The organism is Pseudomonas sp. SR18 (assembly GCF_023701505.1).
Lineage (GTDB): Bacteria > Pseudomonadota > Gammaproteobacteria > Pseudomonadales > Pseudomonadaceae > Aquipseudomonas > Aquipseudomonas cyclaminis.
In genome coordinates, this window is record NZ_JAMQAU010000005.1 from 161,538 (window position 1) to 179,298 (window position 17,761).

The window sequence follows — 17,761 nt, forward strand, 5'->3', positions numbered from 1 at the left end:
GTTAACATGAGTGGCAACTTCCTCGCCCTGGCTCAGCCGGGCGTGCAACAACTGTCGCCTTACGTCCCGGGCAAGCCTGTGGACGAGCTGGCGCGTGAGTTGAACCTGGACCCGTCCAAAATCGTCAAGCTGGCGAGTAACGAAAACCCGCTGGGCCCGAGCCCCAAAGTGTTGGCGGCGATTCGTGAAGAGCTGGCCGAGCTGACCCGTTATCCCGATGGCAACGGCTTTGCCCTCAAGTCGTTGCTGGCAGAAAAATGCCGGGTTGAGCTGAACCAGGTGACGCTGGGCAACGGCTCCAACGACATCCTTGAGCTGGTCGGTCGTGCCTACCTGGCGCCGGGCCTGAATGCGGTGTTCAGTGAGCACGCGTTTGCGGTCTACCCGATCGTCACTCAGGCCGTCGGTGCTGACGCGCGTGTGATTCCTGCCAAGGATTGGGGCCATGACCTGCCAGCGATGCTGGCGGCCATCGATGCCCAGACCCGCGTGGTGTTTATCGCCAACCCGAACAATCCGACCGGCACCTGGTTCGATGAGCAGGCGCTGAACGAGTTTTTGCAGGATGTGCCAGAGCACGTGCTGGTGGTGTTGGACGAGGCCTACATCGAATACGCCGAAGGCGGCGACCTGCCGGATGGCCTGGACTTCCTGGCGGCGTACCCGAACCTGCTGGTGTCGCGCACCTTCTCCAAGGCTTACGGCCTGGCCTCGCTGCGGGTTGGCTATGGCCTGTCCACGGCGGTCGTGGCTGATGTGCTGAACCGCGTGCGCCAACCGTTCAACGTCAACAGCCTCGCCCTGGCGGCGGCCTGTGCGGCGGTGAAGGATGCCGAGTACCTGGAAGAGGGTCGCCGGATCAACGAAAGCGGCATGCTGCAGGTGCAGGCAGGCTTGCGTGAGTTGGGCCTGGGCTGGATTCCGTCCAAGGGCAACTTCATCTGCGTCGACCTCGGCCAAGTGGCTGCGCCTGTGTTCCAGGGCCTGTTGCGCGAGGGTGTGATTGTGCGTCCGGTGGCCAACTACGGCATGCCGAACCACCTGCGTATCACCATCGGTTTGCCGGCTGAAAACAGTCGCTTCCTGGAGGCGCTGGCCAAGGTTCTGGCTCGTGGTTGATGTCACTGCATTGCAACCTGCTGTGCCTATGATCGGTCGCCTGGTGGTGGTCGGGCTGGGGTTGATCGGCGGCTCTTTCGCCAAAGGCCTGCGTGAAAGCGGGCTGTGTGGCGAAGTGGTCGGCGTCGACCTGGACCCGCAGTCGCGCAAGCTCGCGGTTGAGCTGGGCGTGGTGGATCGCTGTGAAGCAGACCTGGCGCTCGCGTGCCAGGGGGCTGATGTGATCCAGCTCGCGGTGCCGATCCTGGCCATGGAGAAGTTGCTGGCAGTGCTGGCTGGCATGGACTTGGGTCAGGCGATTCTTACGGACGTCGGCAGTGCCAAAGGCAATGTAGTGCGCGCGGCGCAACTGGCTTTTGGCGGTATGCCTGCGCGCTTCGTGCCGGGCCACCCGATTGCTGGTTCCGAGCAGAGCGGGGTGGAGGCGTCCAATGCGCAGCTGTTCCGTCGGCATAAGGTGATCCTGACGCCGCTTGAACAAACCGACCCGGCTGCGTTGGCCGTGGTGGATCGTCTCTGGCGCGCGCTGGGAGCGGACGTTGAACACATGCAAGTCGAACGTCACGACGAAGTGCTGGCGGCGACCAGCCATTTACCGCATTTGCTGGCATTCGGCCTGGTGGATTCCCTGGCCAAGCGCAACGAGAACCTGGACATTTTCCGCTACGCCGCCGGTGGCTTCCGCGATTTCACGCGGATTGCCGGCAGCGACCCGGTGATGTGGCACGACATCTTCCTCGCCAACCGCGAAGCGGTGTTGCGCACCCTGGACACCTTCCGCAGTGATCTCGATGCGCTGCGTGATGCGGTCGATGCGGGTGATGGTCATCAGTTGTTGGGCGTGTTCACCCGTGCGCGGGTGGCGCGTGAGCATTTCAGCAAGATCCTGGCGCGGCGTGCCTATATGGAAACCGCTGTGAACGTCGATGAGCTGGCCTTTCTCGCCAATCCGGGCGGCCGCTTGAGCGGGCGCATCCGGGTGCCGGGTGACAAGTCGATCTCCCATCGGTCGATCATGTTGGGCTCATTGGCTGATGGCGTGACCGAGGTTGAAGGTTTTCTTGAGGGCGAAGATGCCCTGGCGACCTTGCAGGCGTTTCGCGACATGGGTGTGGTCATTGAGGGCCCGCACCATGGGCGCGTGATCATTCATGGCGTGGGCTTGCATGGCTTGAAGCCAGCGCCGGGGCCGATTTATCTGGGGAACTCGGGCACGTCCATGCGGCTGTTGTCCGGGTTGCTGGCGGCGCAACGCTTTGACAGCGTGCTGACAGGCGATGCGTCGTTGTCCAAGCGGCCGATGAGCCGGGTGGCCAAGCCGCTGCGGGAAATGGGCGCAGTGATCGAGACCGCGCCGCAAGGGCGTCCGCCGCTGACCATTCGTGGCGGGCAGTCGCTTAAAGGCTTGGACTACGCGTTGCCGATGGCCAGCGCCCAGGTCAAATCCTGCTTGTTGCTGGCCGGGTTGTATGCCGACGGCAAAACTGCGGTGACCGAGCCTGCACCGACCCGCGATCATACCGAGCGCATGTTGCGCGGTTTTGGCTATCCGGTGCTGGTGGAGGGCGCTACTGCGTCGGTTGAATCGGGATATGCACTGACGGCTACCCATATTGAAGTGCCAGGGGATATTTCCTCTGCTGCGTTTTTCCTGGTGGCGGCGTCGATTGCCGAGGGTTCCGAGCTGCTGCTGGAACATGTCGGCATCAACCCTACTCGCACCGGGGTAATCGATATCCTGCGGCTGATGGGCGCAGATATCACCCTGGAAAACCAGCGCGAAGTCGGTGGTGAGCCTGTCGCAGACCTGCATGTGCGTGCTGCGTCGCTGAAGGGTATCGAGATTCCAGAAGCCCTTGTGCCATTGGCCATCGATGAATTTCCAGTGTTGTTTATTGCGGCGGCCTGCGCAGAGGGTCGGACCATTTTGCGTGGGGCTGAGGAGCTGCGCGTAAAGGAGTCTGACCGTATCCAGGTGATGGCCGACGGTCTGCTGGCGCTGGGCGTGAAGTGTGAAGCCACCTCCGATGGGATTATCATTGACGGCGGCCTGATGGGCGGGGGTGAAGTTCATGCCCAGGGTGATCACCGGATTGCCATGGCGTTCAGCGTAGCGTCCCTCAGGGCGACTGCGCCGATTCGTATCCGTGACTGCGCCAATGTTGCTACGTCTTTTCCGAATTTTCTTACACTGTGTGCCCAAGTCGGCATCCGTGTTGCCCAAGAGGCTCAATTGTGAATATCAAATCACCGGTGATTACCATCGACGGGCCAAGTGGCTCGGGCAAAGGCACGATCGCCGGCATCCTGGCCAAGCGCCTCGGCTGGTGCCTGCTGGATTCCGGCGCGCTGTATCGCCTGCTGGCATTTGCCGCACGCAACCATGGCGTGGACCTGACCAACGAAGAGTCCTTGAAGCTGCTGGCGGCGCACCTTGATGTGCAGTTCGTCGGGGCGACGGAAGGTCATCCTCAGCGCATTATCCTGGAAGGGGATGATGTGACGGATGACCTGCGTAACGAACAAGTGGGTTCCTGGGCCTCCCAGATCGCCGCGCTGCCGGCCGTGCGCGACGCGTTGCTGCAGCGTCAGCGGGCTTTTCAGGAGCCACCGGGCCTTGTGGCAGATGGTCGTGACATGGGCACGGTGGTGTTTCCCGAGGCGCCGCTGAAGATTTTCCTGACCGCCAGCGCCGAGGAGCGGGCACGCCGCCGTTACTTGCAGTTGAAGGGCAAAGTCGATGGTGTTAGTCTGTCGAGTCTGCTAGATGAGATCCGTGCACGCGATGAGCGTGATACCCAGCGCGCAGTAGCCCCGCTAAAGCCGGCGGCTGATGCCATACAGCTGGATTCCACGGAGTTGTCCATCGAGCAGGTGCTGGAACGCATCATGAGTGAAATCGCCATTCGCGATATCGCCGGGTGATCAAGAAGGCCGCAGGGGACCAGTCATAGTCCTGCGGTGGCTTCTTTTAACTGAAACTGACCCACACCGTCTGGGGTGTGGAGATGGGCGTATTCTTCGCCCTTATCAACAGGAATTAAAATGAGCGAAAGCTTTGCGGAACTCTTTGAAGAAAGCCTAAAAACCCTGAACCTTCAGGCAGGCTCCATCATCACCGGTGTTATCGTTGATATCGATTACCAAGCTCGCTGGGTAACCGTTCACGCTGGTCTGAAGTCTGAAGCTCTGATCCCGCTGGAACAGTTCTACAACGATGCTGGTGATCTGACAATCAATGTCGGTGACGAAGTTCACGTTGCTCTGGACTCGGTTGAAGACGGTTTCGGTGAAACCAAGCTGTCCCGTGAAAAAGCCAAGCGCGCTGAATGCTGGATTGTTCTCGAAGCAGCCTTCGCAGCTGAAGAAGTGGTCAAGGGCGTTATCAACGGTAAGGTTAAAGGCGGCTTCACTGTCGACGTTAACGGCATCCGTGCGTTCCTGCCAGGTTCTTTGGTCGACGTTCGTCCTGTGCGCGACACCACGCACCTGGAAGGCAAAGAACTCGAATTCAAGGTCATCAAACTCGACCAGAAGCGCAACAACGTTGTCGTTTCCCGTCGCAGCGTCCTGGAAGCAGAGAACTCCGCCGAGCGTGAAGCTCTGCTGGAATCCCTGCAGGAAGGCCAACAAGTCAAAGGTATCGTCAAGAACCTCACCGATTACGGCGCATTCGTCGATCTGGGTGGCGTCGATGGCCTGCTGCACATTACCGACATGGCTTGGAAGCGTATCAAGCATCCTTCCGAAATCGTCAACGTTGGCGACGAGATCGATGTCAAGGTTCTGAAGTACGATCGTGAGCGTAACCGCGTTTCCCTGGGCTTGAAGCAGCTGGGCGAAGATCCATGGGTTGCTATCAAAGCTCGTTACCCAGAAAGCACCCGCGTAACCGCGCGTGTTACCAACCTGACCGACTACGGCTGCTTCGCTGAGCTGGAAGAAGGCGTGGAAGGCCTGGTACACGTTTCCGAAATGGACTGGACCAACAAGAACATCCACCCTTCGAAAGTCGTACAAGTCGGCGACGAAGTGGAAGTTATGGTTCTGGACATCGACGAAGAGCGTCGTCGTATCTCCCTGGGCATCAAGCAGTGCAAATCTAACCCATGGGAAGATTTCTCTGGCCAGTTCAACAAGGGCGATAAAATCTCCGGCACCATCAAGTCGATCACCGATTTCGGTATCTTCATTGGTCTGGACGGCGGCATCGACGGCCTGGTTCACCTGTCCGACATCTCCTGGAACGAAGTTGGCGAAGAAGCTGTTCGTCGTTTCAAGAAGGGCGACGAGCTGGACACCGTTATCCTGTCGGTTGACCCAGAGCGCGAGCGCATCTCCCTGGGTATCAAGCAACTGGAAAGCGATCCGTTCTCCGAGTACGTTCAAGAGAACGACAAAGGCGCCATCGTTAAAGGCACTGTGAAAGAAGTTGACGCCAAAGGCGCCATCATCGTTCTGGCCGACGATATCGAAGCGACTCTGAAAGCTTCCGAAATCAGCCGTGACCGCGTTGAAGACGCGCGCAACGTTCTGAAGGAAGGCCAGGAAGTAGAAGCCAAGATCATCAGCGTTGACCGCAAGAGCCGCGTGATCCAACTCTCCATCAAGTCGAAAGATGAAGTTGAAGAGAAAGAAGCTATCCAGAGCCTGAAATCCGCTCCGGAAGCTGCAACTGGCGAGACCACCATGGCCTCCCTGCTGCGCGAAGCAATGGCTAAGCAGAACTAAGTTCTGTAAAGCTGTAAAAAGGGCGACTTCGGTCGCCCTTTTTTGTGCCTGAAATTCGTTGAATCAACAAGTGAGAACCAAGGCCTACAGCTCAGTGTCAGAGCTGACTATAGTCTTGATAAAAGCACTCTCCTGTTGCTGTTTTAATAAGAGTCCCAATGAACAAGCTTATCGTAGTGTTCTTAGTGGTAATGCTTGCAGGCTGCTCCGCCACCAGCGCCAAAACTCACGTGAGGCGCGGCGTCAGCGGGATTGAAGTCGACTGTTCGGGGCTTGGCAATCATTGGGAGAGATGCGAGCAGCGCGCCGCCCGCGAATGCAAGATGCAAGGCTACAAGGTCATCACCAGGTCAAGCGAGGCCAAGGATGAGGAGGGCGACTACCTGTTCGGCTGGAACCCGGCTGGGGCAGTCACTCGCACGATGCTTGTGATCTGCAATTAAGCGCATTACGTGTTCGCCACGAGTGCTTATTCAGCCAGCAGATAAGTTGATGCATGGGCTGTTCAAATTCATCAAGTCATGCTAAAACCTTCGAAGCGCTTTTCCTAGCTGCTTGAAAAAGAAGGGAAAAATATGACGAAGTCGGAGTTGATCGAACGAATTGTCACCCATCAAGGGCTGCTTTCATCCAAGGATGTGGAGCTGGCTATCAAGACCATGCTTGAGCAAATGTCCCAGTGCTTGGCTACCGGCGATCGGATTGAGATTCGCGGGTTTGGGAGCTTCTCCCTTCACTATCGCGCGCCGCGGGTTGGGCGAAATCCCAAGACCGGGCAGTCTGTGAGTCTTGATGGTAAGTTCGTGCCTCACTTCAAGCCAGGCAAGGAGTTGCGGGATCGAGTGAACGAAGACGAAGAAGAGGGCGTCTGACGTTTTTTGGGGGAGAAGAGTATGCGTGGGATTAAGCGTGTTGTTGCTGTGTTTTCAACGCTAGTGGTTGTGCTGGTGGTGTTAGCGTTTGTGCTGGAAAATCAACAAGGTGTTTCCCTTTCGTTCCTAGGTTTGTCGACTGAGCAACTGCCGGTATCGGTATACCTGGTGGTGGCGCTGATTCTGGGGATGTTGGTGGGGCCGGTACTTGGCGCTGTGATTCGTTTGCGTCGGTCGTAGATTGACTATGGAGCCTGGCGGCTCTGTGGTTAGGTGAGCACAGCTGCTATCTCTCAAATGTTGTCCTCCAAGTAGCAACCCAGTGGTCGCCCAATCTTTTGATGCTGCGGATCTACCAGTAGTGGGCCTGGAGGTTTCATTGGGCGCTATATTGTTTTCCTGATGCTTTTCGTTTCTTTATCAGTGGGCCGATTTTGAGAGGGTTGTCGTCAGGTAGCTCTGATGCCGCGCGCAAACCAGTCGGTGCTTGTAAAATGCCAGATAAATGGCAAAATGCTAATTGTTCTCGAGTATGGGCATTTCATGTGTGTGATTTGGCAGGTGCGCTAGATTCGGCGTGCATCCATTTTTAACGTACACATAAAAAATTTTGTCTGGATAGCGAGCCCGCAGTTTCTCTTTAAAGGCAGGTTTTTGTTGTGAGTAGCAACTTTCGGGCGCCACCTATTCGATCTTCGGATGAAATAGATCTCGTTGTATTTTTTAAGTCCCTTTGGCCTCAAAAAAAATTACTGCTTCTAATAACGTTGGCAGGTGGGCTTATTGCGGCCTCCTACGCGTTTCTGGCAACTCCGAAGTATGAGATTAGTGCAGTGTTGCGCCCTGCGGCTATCAATGAACTGGATGCGCTGAATCGATCTGAGGTTTACCAGCTGTCACCTGGTGATGCGCTTCTCAAAGTTGGCGCTTCGCTGGAATCATACGATACCCGCTTGGCCTTTTTTAGAGCCAATCAAAATTTATTCGAGAAGTTTGTACGGCCTGGACAGACTCTTGAGCAGAGCTTTGAGGCGTTCAACCGCGACTCAATTAATTTGACTATGCCCGACTCGGATAAAAAGACTTCATTGAATGCTTACGTAAAGCTTCACATGACTTATCCAAAGGGTATTGATGGTGTTGCTATTATGAATGGCTTTGTTGATTACGCTATAAGTAATGAGCGAGAGCAAATAGCCGCAGACGTGAATGTTATTGTTAAAAACCGACTCAATGAGATAAAAGGTAAATTTGACTCGGCTCGTTTTAACTACAATGTTGATAAAGAAGCCAAAATTGCTACGTTGCGTGAAGTTGACTCATTGAAGCGCGCGCAATTGCAAGATGAGTTAAAGGCTCTGCGTACTCAATTGAAAGCATTGCGCAACGATCGTATCGATCAGTTGAAGGAAGCTATTGGAATTGCCAAGTCGTTGGGTATACAAAAGCCGACAACACCATCTTCTTTTGGTGAATCGGTTAATGCTGGTGGTGGCAGCGTGATTCGTACCGAAGTCACTAACCAGCAAGTCCCTCTGTATTTTATGGGGGTAGACGCACTTAAGGCTGAGCTTGTTGCATTGGACCAGCGTCGGTCGGATGACTTTACTGATCCACGCGTCAGCCAGATTGCCAAGGAGCTCCAGTTACTAGCCTCCAATCGAGAAGTTGAAGTGCTGAATGCACGGAAAAATGAGGATGTTTTTCTCGCGGGCGTTCAGCCATTGCGCGCAGAGCTAGCTCGTTTGAGTAACTTGAACACTGATATGACGGGGCTGAAGTTGGTGACGGTTGACCAGCAAGCTCTTGAGCCGCTAGCGCCAGTTAGTCCCAATCGTATACTGGTCATAGCGCTTGGCCTGTTTGCGGGGTTGGTTCTGGGGATTTGCATTGCGCTCAGCAGACTCATTTTTGGTGCAGGCAGTACCCACGCAAAGATTAGGGCAACAGCCTCTTCAGTGCCGCTGTTGCAGCCTCGAGGGCAGGGTGATGCTGTGTCCGACACTGCTCATGCTGGGCGGTCCCTCAGCAACTGAAGACTGAAGGATGCCTGAATGCGCAATTTCTGCATCCAGGTCTCCTGGATCCCTAAGGTTAACGGGGCTCTCCAGAGTATTTGTTTATATGTCTGCGAAAAGTTTTGAAAATACGGCGTGTTGAATTTGTGCATGCATAAAGTGATAAGTCACGCTGGTGGCTTCGACTTGTGGTGTGGCGCTAATGCGCGTAAATCCGTCCGTCTCAATCAGTGCTTGTCTTAATACAAATCCGCGCACCCAAGGGTCAAAGAACGCATAAGTAGCCCTGTAAAGAGTTTTAATGTCTCGTTGGGCTATGTGCAACCTAGGCGTCAGGGGCGGTAAATAGCTCGCCAGGATTACATCGCCATCATCGATGCCCGGCGCCATGTAAAAACATGTCGCTGAGGTGCGTCCCATCATAAGGTTTGACCATAACACGCAATCGGCGCCACGTACTTCAGGTAAGTGGCCCGGATGAATGTGAATAAACTTCAGAGTAGGAATTTCCAGAAGTTTTTTTGGTACTATCCCGCCTCCAGTGAATAATATTTGTGTTTGCTGGAGTTTGCTCAGGTGTTCGTGCAGTACATTGTCTGATAGGTTGTCTATCATTAATGTTTCTATGTGTGGCGAGTATTCGCTCAATTCAACTAGCGCCAACGCGTCGTCGATGACGCTTGGTGGAAATTTCAGTCCGTTTTCAATGGTGCTCCTCATCGCGCGATAGAGTGTATTTTCGTTTTTTTGAAGTGTTGATGACCAATAGTGAATGCTGTTTTTTTGCCGGGATTGTGCGTAGGCCAACTTAAAGTATCTAGGCACGAATCGCCCGATAGGTTTTTGGGTCACCAAATCATTTTTGGATACAAGATGGATTATTTTATCTGGCTTTAATCCCATACTTTTTAGGGTTGCCAAGTACGCCCTTGCAATGGGTCCTTCCCAAAATAATACGGTTAAAGGCAGCGTGCGGGGGGCAGGGGGGATGATGGTGTTGCTGATTGTCGTAGGGGCAGGGGCGACTGGTTGAAGCGTTGCCAGAAACTGCTGGGCTTGCGTTTTAATCAGGGAAACCAAGGCTGGATCCAAAGTGACGCTCTTTGTCGTCAGGGTATCCAGTAATTTAAGTACGCCATTGAGCCTTTTGACTGCGCTTGGCGTGTCCCGGCTATTGGATAGGCGGCTAAAGTCTTTGAACAGCAGCGCCAACGCTAACGGTTGCAGTGCGTCGGCCAAGGAGTTGGTCGAGGTACGCGCACCGCTCTCTTGGTAGCTCTCGTAGAGGCATCGAGAAATCTCTACGCGCTTTGAGAGGAACTCCATTGCTCGATACTCTTCATCCCCCCAAATGATGGTCTGAGCTGTCGCACGCAACACTGACGCCGTGTCAAAATAAACATCCAGATTGGTAGGCGTATTTAGGGTGGACGCGCAATCGCTGATAAAGCGCTCGATCATCATGGGGTTATGCAGCCTTTGTTATTTTTTGATGGGCGACTTGCAAGATGTTAGCGACAGTCCAGTACAATACCATCCCAGAGGGAAAAGAGTAGAACAGTAGGAAAAAACCTAGTCCCATCAATCCAGTAGTAAGGTGTTGGCGTAGAACTGATTGCCCATCTTGCGTCGGTGTTGGGTTCAGCTTTATGCTCAATATTGTCGTAAGTGACATCAGTACGGGAAGTAAATTGAAATAGGCGCCAAACAGTGGAAGGTCTACCCCTAGCGAAAATAATTGGTCTGGTTCAGCCAATGTTTTTATCCACAAGAAAGGCGCATCTCTCAATTCGAATGTCTGGCCCAGCAGGTGATACAGTGAAATAAATATGGGCACCTGAATCAATACGATCAATAGTGGTTTCAGTCCTGCCAACGGGTTTACTTTATGGTGCTCATAAAGTTGAAGAATTCTCTCGCTTTGCTCTCCTCCTTTATACCTTTTTCTGATCTCTTGTAGCTCAGGCTGGATGCGGGCTTGAATAGCGGCGAACTTCTTTTGTGCCAGAATTGCATTCTTGGCGATTGGGTATACCGCCATGCGCACGAGCACCGCAAGCAGGATGATCGCAACGCCCCAATTGCCTACGATTCCCTGAATAAAATGCAGCAAATGCATGATGGTCAAACTCAACCAACGCATCCAACCCCACAGATTGGAGAACAACAGCCCGCTTAACTCGGGTGCTTGAACTGTTAGTGCCGAGTAGGCTTTGCCGCCGCCAAAAACGTTCCATTGATAAGACTGCTGGGGGGGGCTGCCCGACTCCCGAATAGGTAGTTGAACATTGATTGAAGTTTCGAATTCGCTCGGTTCAGCCGCGCCCTCCGTGGGCTGCGGTAGGCTGGCAAGCCAGCCCGCACGTCTCGCTAAATCGTTGGAGGGTGCCATGATCAGCGCCAGGTATCGGCTTTGTATGCCGACCCAAGTCCACTGTTCTGCATCGCTGGATGCATAACCACCCGGTTGGTCTGTGTGGTTTAGCCGAAGAGTGGTAATGCCTTCTGGGTTGCTATAGACGACCTCGGTAAACGAGTAGATGTCTTGCCCCATGCCTAAACCCGTGGCAGGCGTTTCACCAATGCCGGGGCCAATTTCCAGGGTCAGTTGATCCGTCTGTCTAGGCGGTAGGTTTTCTAGGTTCAGATCCAGAGAGAAATCCACACGCCACTGGTTTTCCAGCAGGCGCCAGGTTTTTCTGATACTGAAAGGTAGGTCAGGACTTTCCAGGCCAAGCACGATGGCGTTGGGTTGCTGTTCGACGACCCTCCATCCGCCCGCGATTTTTTCCCAGTCAGAAAGAGGTTTTCCGCCCAGCTCGCCACGCAGCAAAAACAGTTGTCCTTTGGGGGCAGCCATGTCCTGTGCTTGTCCAGATGCCCCGTGGAGTTGTGGCAGCGTCCAGTGTTCGACTGCGCCTGATGATAAATTGAAGCCCAAATGCACGTTCGCATTTGAAAGCTGGGTTGTTGGTGTATTTATTGCCTGCGCTACCGGAGTAAGCAGGAGCATTAACCAACAAAGCCAATTGCGCGAAGTACGATTTTTAAACGTGGGCATAAGAACAACTTTTGGCTGCGTTTGACGGGAGGGTATTTCAGATCGCAGGCGAGCTAATCCGCGCAAGCGCCAGGCGCGCTAAACGATTGCGGCTGGCTGCTTGCGGATACGGTTTAACTTATTTTTTCTCAGTATCAGTTTCTTTTTTCATGACATCTTTGCGTAGCCCGAGTAGGCGCAGCAGTCGGTGCCAGTATAGTTTCATGACCATCGCGATTGCGGCCAATGCACCCAAGATGCCCTGTAACATGGCACTGCCGGTACCTGGATCAAGGTAGGCGAATGCATTAATTGGCAATAGGGCCAGGCACAGCAAGGCGACCATTGAGAAGTTAGAATTTTTCATGAACTACACCCCATTATTGCTTAGTTAAAGACACCAAATAGGCAGCGGCTGTTTCGCCACTTTTCCCTGTGTTATAAATCCAGCGCTCACGTGCATCTTTCAGTGCTGTTTGCCATTTTTTCGATTCCGCAGCCACGGTGCATGCAATCTCGCCCAGCTGCGCTAATTTATCTGTTGTTACCACAACGCCCAAGTGTTCACGTGCTTGAACTTCAATAGGTTCAATACCCATGGCGGCGTATTTCGGATTGAGTACCTTGCGTGGCACGTCGATAAAGATGATAGGGCGTTCCAGTCCCAATGAAAACTCCAAGGCAGCGCCGGACCAATCGCTGAGCATAATATCCGATTCAAGCAGCGAGGTGGTGGCGTCGGCGTTCTCATCCAGCCGGAACCGAGGATCGTCGATATAGGGTGCGATCATCTTGTCCAGCATCTCGGGATTTAATTTGCGCGTGCGTGGGTGCGGGCGTAAAACAACCCGCAGGCCCGCATCGATCAGCGGTTTGATCACGTCAAGGCCGTGGCGCTCAATCAGCCCATTCTCACCCCATGTCGGTGCGACCAGTATCTGGATGGGAGCTCCATGACGTTCGGGTGGGCCTTGGCGGCCGTTATCCAGAATCGTATCGAGACGCCCGTAACCATGCTCTATCAGTATTTTTTTAGGTAACCCGAGTTGTTGCTCCCTGGTTCTGGTTTCATTCACATGGTGAGGGCCCACGCATAGAATTGAATCAAAGTGATCAAATGCCGCTGCACGATAAATCATGTGTGTGCTGACGATTGAGTGATGCAGATACACATAATGGACCGAAAAAGGCGAGCGTTTGATATGAAAGCTCTGCAGGTCCGGCATGGTCATCAGCAGAACATCGGCGTCCAAGGTTGAAAAAAACAGTGTCCGCACGCTGCCTTCACCGACATAGAAGGAGTGCATTCCTGCCAGCGGCGTTTGCACCAATGGATCGTCTTCAGCTGATGTCACGTACAGGATGGGCGCGGCATGGTTCTCTTGAAGAGCCTTGTAGATTGGCTCGAAGTAAGTCCAGTAGCCACGCCCCTCGGAATAGAAAACCAGCGTGCGCTCTTTACGCGGGATGCGTTTGAATGCCTGCAAGCCGCTCCATTCACGGAGCATTCTGCGAAATGCCGTGAGCATGCTCAGTCCTTAAGTTGGATGAATGTATCCAGGCGCCCACTGCGAAGCAGGTCGTGATACTGGTTCAGGTCGTCGACGGTATCGACTTCCAGCCAGCCGTTATCAGTGAACGCAGCCCGGGCAGTCCATCCGGTGTCGATGAGGTGCTGCAAAAACGTGGTCATGTACATGTTGTCGAAATCCTTTCCGTCTCTTAAAACAGTGCGGTCCATCGCGTGCCAAGCGTCGCGAAACGCTTTTACAAAGCGTTTTTGGACCTTGATCAATCCCATGTACTGCCCTTGGACTTCGCTATAGCTTGTAGGTTTTTTGCCAAGCTCAGTGATGCAGTTATCGTTGTTGAGCTTCAAGGTCTCCGCATCGGAAAGAGGGTTTTCCATGCGCAGCTCCCAGAACCTGCGCCACTCTCGATCTATCGAGATTGCGAGTGGTGCTTCGGCGGCGAGCAAGCTTGCAAGAACTGAAGGCTCGTAGACGATGTCGCCGTATGCAATCAACAGGTCCTCTGCGTCATCCATCCATTCTTCTGCGCAGAACAACGTCGACACCATATTAGTGGTGGCGAAGTAGGGGTTGTGCAGTACTTCGACGCCTTGACCCTCAAGGCAGTCGGCTCGATAGCCACCTACCACGGCAATCGTGTGCAGTCCCGCAGCCCTCAAAACCTCCAATTGGCGATGTAGGAGAGGTCGCCCATTCAGTTCAACCAGGCACTTTGGCCGATCATTCGTGAACGGGCGTAGCCGTGTGCCTTGGCCTGCGGCGAGAATAATTACGCGCATGGTGTGTCCTTACCAAAAAAGATCTGACGAATAAGCTGAGCATCGTGAGTGGCGTTATCGGAGGGTCTCTCGGGATGCCACATGATGGCTGTCCAGGGTAGTTCGTTATGAACGAACGCTTCGATGGATCCGTCATCTGCCCAAGCCTGAGCAAGCAAGTTTTCTGCCAGACCATCAGGTCGAATGCCCCAGCCATGAAAGCTATTGACTCGTCTATAAGCGGCTAACAATGGTGCGCTAGCTGCAGCGTTGATGGCGTGCACGCAGTTGACGTGTCCGACAAGCGGTGTGAGGTCGCCGCCCAGAAAGTGATTCAGCATCTGCATTCCGCGACAAACAGCCAGTACCGGCAGGGCCAGTTCTCTAGCCTTGGCCAACAGACAGGCTTCGACAGCATCACGTTCGGGTGAGGCATTGCTCGCAGCCGGGAGGTGGGAAAGATCATTGCCTCCACTCAGGATCAGGCCGGTAACATTCTGACGTTCGAACCAGCCGCTAACGGATGACATTCCGTTGGGCACGGGTACCAAATCGATACCAAGTCCTTCCATCAACGTAGACCAGCGCTGGTCAAGGCAATCGCGCTGTTCGTCGTATCCAGGGATCCGTTCGACGCGTTGGGTGATCGCAATACGCATTACCGGATCACTCTGATCGTACGATTGCCAGCATCCAATTCCAGCCCTTGGGCCGCTGCCAGTACGCGGTACTGCGTTTCGCCGATCCCTAACGCCGCGGGTAGTCCGAACTCTGCCGCACGAATGGCCATGTGCGAGTTGGCACCGCCATACATGGTGATCAAGCCAGCAATCTGTCTGCCGAATAGCCAGTCGAAACCTGGATCAGCCTGGGGGATCATTGCGATTTTCCCAACAAGGTCTTGCTCGGCCGTGCTTTGGCTCAGGTCTACGCAGTTTCCTCGCACCAGGCCAGTGCCTACGAAATTGGGTTGCGTGGCTGGATAGAGGAATACGTTGAAATCCTCTGCGGTACACAACAAGGGTGGAAGTTCGATAACTTGAATTTGCTCATGTTCGGTTCTGCCTTTATTGGCTGCTGCGAGCAAGTTCCGGCTGAGTTCCTTTGGATCTGACGTCGCTCCCCTCAGCGCCATGAGTTTATGGATTTCGATATGGGCCAAGTCTTCCCTTGAAATACCTAAGGGCTCGGCCCAGTCCACTAAGGCGTCCAGCGCCAAGGACAGGTTGCGGGTGAAAGCAAATTTGGCGTACTCGCGGCCCTCGATGGCCTCTCTTAAAAAGAGCTCCAGTTCGTCAGCGCTGCAGACGATTCCCTGTTCGTTCAGGGCGTTTGTAAATCGTAGTCGGGCTTGCTGCCACAATTGGCCACTGGCCAAGTGGGTCGACGCTTGCAGGGCTGCACTTTCGATGATGGGTGTCAGGTAGCGTTCAGGATCTGCACGATAGCTCAACGAATTAATGTCATAGGTGCCCGGACGCAGATGACCGTATTTGTGCACAAAGTCTTCGTTGCTCATCTTGCCGTTGAAGCAGCTAAACGCATCCTGAGTCAGCGTGTGACTGACAGTCCGGATTGAACTCAGGAAATCGTCCATTTCCATTTCGGTCAACACTCCGGTGCTGACCGCAGAGCGCAAGAAGGTAACGGCAACGAAAGCACTGCGCGCTAAATGTGCGAAAGGCAGGGTCCCGTATCGACGACAGTCGTGAAGCAGCGTCCAGACCTGTTCCAGCGGCGCAATAGGGTGTGCTGCCAGTTGTGCAAAACGCCGCTCCAGTTCATTGACAACTGCCAGGTCAGCACCGTTGCGTGAGAGGGCGTTCTGGCTGATTTCCCGTAGAGAGTCACGAAGTTGTTCAACTTCTTGTGGGGAAAAACCGCCCTCTGCAATCAGTCGCTGATGCCAGCGATCAAAGTCCAAGGCAAAACACGTGGGCACTACCTCAAACTCTACCTTGTCGTGAAGGTGTGGGTTGAGCTCCAGCCAATTCAGATAGAAGTCGACCAGCCGGCCTGCCAGTGCGTCGTCAAGACGTTGAGGGATGAACGAGTTGAAACTGGCGCGAATATCGACATAGGGGTGGCCGGCGAAACTGATCAACAGTGGCTGGGGCCGAACATCCCGGTAGCCGTACTCGGCGCGTTGAGTGGCCCACGTTTCATTCATGATCAGATATTGATACAGACTAACGGAGAGTGCTGTCGGTTTGGTACCAATGATTTCGGCAGGGTTCCAGTCCGGCATGATCCCGAATATGCCCCGCTGCCCCACAATGAACGGTGCTGGTTGTTGCAGTCGGTTGAACACTGCGCGTGCATCGTCCAGGCGCGTCAGAATATCTTGGTCGCTGCCGTCCCACTTGGAATGGTCAACCGCGATCGGGCGAACCTGCAGGATGTGCAGCCCCGCGTCGGCGGTAATCGCAAATTCGACGTCGAGGGAATCGTAGCCCAGCAAGGATTCAATCTCTCGCAATGCAGGAAGCAGGCCTTGCATGCGCTCTGGAATGTTTGGACTGCGCGTGCACGCATCACGTCGTAACAAAAGAGTCTTGTCATCGTGGCTGCTGCCGCTGGTGATGGATTCGGTGCTGCCGCTGGTGTCATCGTAATTGACGACGTAATAAGGGGCTCCACTGCTCAAGCTACGTGTAAACACCACGCCACTGGCAAGTACCTTTTCCAGCATCGGTTGAACCAATACCTGGTTGTCAGGGTTGGTATCACTATAAGAGGCAATCACATGCTCTATTGCGTCTCTCAGGCATGACGCATTGCGTCCGTCGATGTTCAACAGGCTGGTGTAGGCGCCCGCGTTGGAGTTGGCAAATCCGTCTTCGGACAGCGCACTACTGCGTACCACTAAGTGCTGATCGGGGAAGTCTCGCTGGATGGTGTCGATTAGCGAGTCGGGAATTTCCCGCCACTGGGCTACGGTGAAACTGACTTGGGCTTCAATCCTGCTGAGCGTGACCATTCGACGAAGGCGCCGCAGCGTTTGCGCCTTGGTGCCTAACACAAAGTGCGCCAAATCTTGAGGCGCATTGAGCTCAGCCCAATCGCCCTGCACATCTACCGCTTGTACATTCATCCCCTGGCAACGCAGCGCCTCGACGAGATCCGAGAGATGACCTTTTTGGAAGCGCTGCAGCAGGTCAACTTTGGATTCCTGCAAGTATTTGACGGCTCGGGGGCCGAAATGGACGCAGCCAACGAATTCCGCCGAGGCAAGGCTCGACGGAATATCTGGCCCCAGCCGTGTGATCAATTGCCCGAACAGGCACACCTTCTCGCTGCGCTCCAGATCCGAACGTGTCCGACCTGCGAAGCGGGTACGCCAATGGCTATCGACGGCAACACTGATGTCGGCCTGCGATGCCACCATCGTGTCGATCAGGCTGCGACGAAACAGGATGTCGGAGTAGGAGACCAGGCTCCTGGTTTTGTCGGTCAGATCGACTTGCAGAAATGAATAGGCGGATTGAGTCACCCGCCAGTCCGTGTTGATCCAATAATTGAACTCTGGGTAGCGTTCCTTGATTGAGTCGACCTTATAGCCGCCCACAAAATGAACATCCGGAGACCGTGAGCTCGTGGCGTGGAGCAGCCAGTCGATCACACGCGTGTGTCCGGAGGCGCTGCGTAACGCAGCGTGCTCATCACCTTGGAAGGGCTTACCTGCCCCGAG

Annotated in this window: 15 protein-coding genes; 8 read left to right on the forward strand and 7 right to left on the reverse strand. The window is 54.4% G+C overall.

Annotation, left to right across the window (positions count from 1 at the left end; translation table 11 throughout):
* Positions 1-6 precede the first annotated feature (6 nt).
* The 8 genes from hisC (at position 7) to NDJ82_RS10180 (ending at position 8,758) form a co-directional block, all read left to right on the forward strand.
* On the forward strand, positions 7-1,119 hold the full coding sequence (gene hisC, locus NDJ82_RS10145; RefSeq protein WP_191960222.1) for a histidinol-phosphate transaminase: 1,113 nt from the start codon (positions 7-9) through the stop codon (positions 1,117-1,119).
* A gap of 28 nt (positions 1,120-1,147) precedes the next feature.
* Entirely contained in the window at positions 1,148-3,358 is a 2,211-nt protein-coding gene (locus tag NDJ82_RS10150) for a bifunctional prephenate dehydrogenase/3-phosphoshikimate 1-carboxyvinyltransferase (RefSeq protein WP_250925442.1), read from the forward strand.
* On the forward strand, positions 3,355-4,044 hold the full coding sequence (cmk, locus tag NDJ82_RS10155; RefSeq protein WP_099587334.1) for a (d)CMP kinase: 690 nt from the start codon (positions 3,355-3,357) through the stop codon (positions 4,042-4,044). Before NDJ82_RS10150 ends, cmk begins: the two co-directional genes overlap by 4 nt.
* A gap of 120 nt (positions 4,045-4,164) precedes the next feature.
* Positions 4,165-5,850: a 30S ribosomal protein S1 gene (gene rpsA / locus NDJ82_RS10160; protein ID WP_027604177.1), complete on the forward strand. Its 1,686-nt coding sequence runs from the start codon at positions 4,165-4,167 to the stop codon at positions 5,848-5,850.
* Between the two features lie 158 nt (positions 5,851-6,008).
* Positions 6,009-6,293: a hypothetical protein gene (locus NDJ82_RS10165; RefSeq protein WP_250925388.1), complete on the forward strand. Its 285-nt coding sequence runs from the start codon at positions 6,009-6,011 to the stop codon at positions 6,291-6,293.
* A 132-nt stretch (positions 6,294-6,425) separates the two neighbouring features.
* Positions 6,426-6,722 (forward strand): integration host factor subunit beta, encoded by a 297-nt coding sequence (ihfB, locus tag NDJ82_RS10170; RefSeq protein ID WP_003218804.1) that lies wholly within the window; start codon positions 6,426-6,428, stop codon positions 6,720-6,722.
* Between the two features lie 21 nt (positions 6,723-6,743).
* Positions 6,744-6,962 (forward strand): lipopolysaccharide assembly protein LapA domain-containing protein, encoded by a 219-nt coding sequence (locus tag NDJ82_RS10175; RefSeq protein WP_112194158.1) that lies wholly within the window; start codon positions 6,744-6,746, stop codon positions 6,960-6,962.
* A 419-nt stretch (positions 6,963-7,381) separates the two neighbouring features.
* Positions 7,382-8,758 carry a Wzz/FepE/Etk N-terminal domain-containing protein gene (locus NDJ82_RS10180; RefSeq protein WP_112194160.1) on the forward strand — a complete coding sequence of 459 codons (1,377 nt, stop codon included), beginning with the start codon at positions 7,382-7,384 and terminating at the stop codon, positions 8,756-8,758.
* Between the two features lie 84 nt (positions 8,759-8,842).
* On the opposite strand, the gene NDJ82_RS10185 is transcribed toward NDJ82_RS10180, so the two are convergent.
* The 7 genes from NDJ82_RS10185 to NDJ82_RS10215 all read right to left on the reverse strand — a co-directional run bounded on the left by NDJ82_RS10185 (position 8,843) and on the right by NDJ82_RS10215 (position 17,692).
* On the reverse strand, positions 8,843-10,204 hold the full coding sequence (locus NDJ82_RS10185; protein WP_250925389.1) for a formyl transferase: 1,362 nt from the start codon (positions 10,202-10,204) through the stop codon (positions 8,843-8,845).
* A 4-nt stretch (positions 10,205-10,208) separates the two neighbouring features.
* Positions 10,209-11,801 (reverse strand): YidC/Oxa1 family membrane protein insertase, encoded by a 1,593-nt coding sequence (locus NDJ82_RS10190; protein ID WP_250925390.1) that lies wholly within the window; start codon positions 11,799-11,801, stop codon positions 10,209-10,211.
* Positions 11,802-11,919: 118 nt separating this feature from the next.
* Positions 11,920-12,147 carry a hypothetical protein gene (locus NDJ82_RS10195; RefSeq protein ID WP_112194166.1) on the reverse strand — a complete coding sequence of 76 codons (228 nt, stop codon included), beginning with the start codon at positions 12,145-12,147 and terminating at the stop codon, positions 11,920-11,922.
* Between the two features lie 13 nt (positions 12,148-12,160).
* Positions 12,161-13,309, reverse strand: coding sequence for a CDP-glycerol glycerophosphotransferase family protein (locus NDJ82_RS10200; protein WP_250925391.1), 1,149 nt, complete (start codon positions 13,307-13,309; stop codon positions 12,161-12,163).
* Between the two features lie 2 nt (positions 13,310-13,311).
* Positions 13,312-14,091, reverse strand: a complete 780-nt coding sequence (locus NDJ82_RS10205; protein ID WP_112194168.1) for a phosphocholine cytidylyltransferase family protein — start codon at positions 14,089-14,091, stop codon at positions 13,312-13,314.
* Positions 14,082-14,729, reverse strand: a complete 648-nt coding sequence (locus NDJ82_RS10210; protein WP_250925392.1) for a gamma-glutamyl-gamma-aminobutyrate hydrolase family protein — start codon at positions 14,727-14,729, stop codon at positions 14,082-14,084. The genes NDJ82_RS10205 and NDJ82_RS10210 overlap by 10 nt, the downstream gene beginning before the upstream one ends.
* On the reverse strand, positions 14,729-17,692 hold the full coding sequence (locus NDJ82_RS10215; RefSeq protein WP_250925393.1) for a PEP/pyruvate-binding domain-containing protein: 2,964 nt from the start codon (positions 17,690-17,692) through the stop codon (positions 14,729-14,731). The genes NDJ82_RS10210 and NDJ82_RS10215 overlap by 1 nt, the downstream gene beginning before the upstream one ends.
* Positions 17,693-17,761: the final 69 nt, after the last annotated feature.

What these genes read in the sequence shown, in the direction of transcription:
- hisC (WP_191960222.1), top strand. Translation starts at nt 7, where the DNA reads ATGAGTGGCAACTTCCTCGCCCTGGCTCAGCCGGGCGTGCAACAACTG.
- NDJ82_RS10150 (WP_250925442.1), top strand. Translation starts at nt 1,148, where the DNA reads ATGATCGGTCGCCTGGTGGTGGTCGGGCTGGGGTTGATCGGCGGCTCT.
- rpsA (WP_027604177.1), top strand. Translation starts at nt 4,165, where the DNA reads ATGAGCGAAAGCTTTGCGGAACTCTTTGAAGAAAGCCTAAAAACCCTG.
- NDJ82_RS10165 (WP_250925388.1), top strand. Translation starts at nt 6,009, where the DNA reads ATGAACAAGCTTATCGTAGTGTTCTTAGTGGTAATGCTTGCAGGCTGC.
- ihfB (WP_003218804.1), top strand. Translation starts at nt 6,426, where the DNA reads ATGACGAAGTCGGAGTTGATCGAACGAATTGTCACCCATCAAGGGCTG.
- NDJ82_RS10175 (WP_112194158.1), top strand. Translation starts at nt 6,744, where the DNA reads ATGCGTGGGATTAAGCGTGTTGTTGCTGTGTTTTCAACGCTAGTGGTT.
- NDJ82_RS10185 (WP_250925389.1), bottom strand. Translation starts at nt 10,204, where the DNA reads ATGATGATCGAGCGCTTTATCAGCGATTGCGCGTCCACCCTAAATACG.
- NDJ82_RS10190 (WP_250925390.1), bottom strand. Translation starts at nt 11,801, where the DNA reads ATGCCCACGTTTAAAAATCGTACTTCGCGCAATTGGCTTTGTTGGTTA.
- NDJ82_RS10195 (WP_112194166.1), bottom strand. Translation starts at nt 12,147, where the DNA reads ATGAAAAATTCTAACTTCTCAATGGTCGCCTTGCTGTGCCTGGCCCTA.
- NDJ82_RS10200 (WP_250925391.1), bottom strand. Translation starts at nt 13,309, where the DNA reads ATGCTCACGGCATTTCGCAGAATGCTCCGTGAATGGAGCGGCTTGCAG.
- NDJ82_RS10205 (WP_112194168.1), bottom strand. Translation starts at nt 14,091, where the DNA reads ATGCGCGTAATTATTCTCGCCGCAGGCCAAGGCACACGGCTACGCCCG.
- NDJ82_RS10210 (WP_250925392.1), bottom strand. Translation starts at nt 14,729, where the DNA reads ATGCGTATTGCGATCACCCAACGCGTCGAACGGATCCCTGGATACGAC.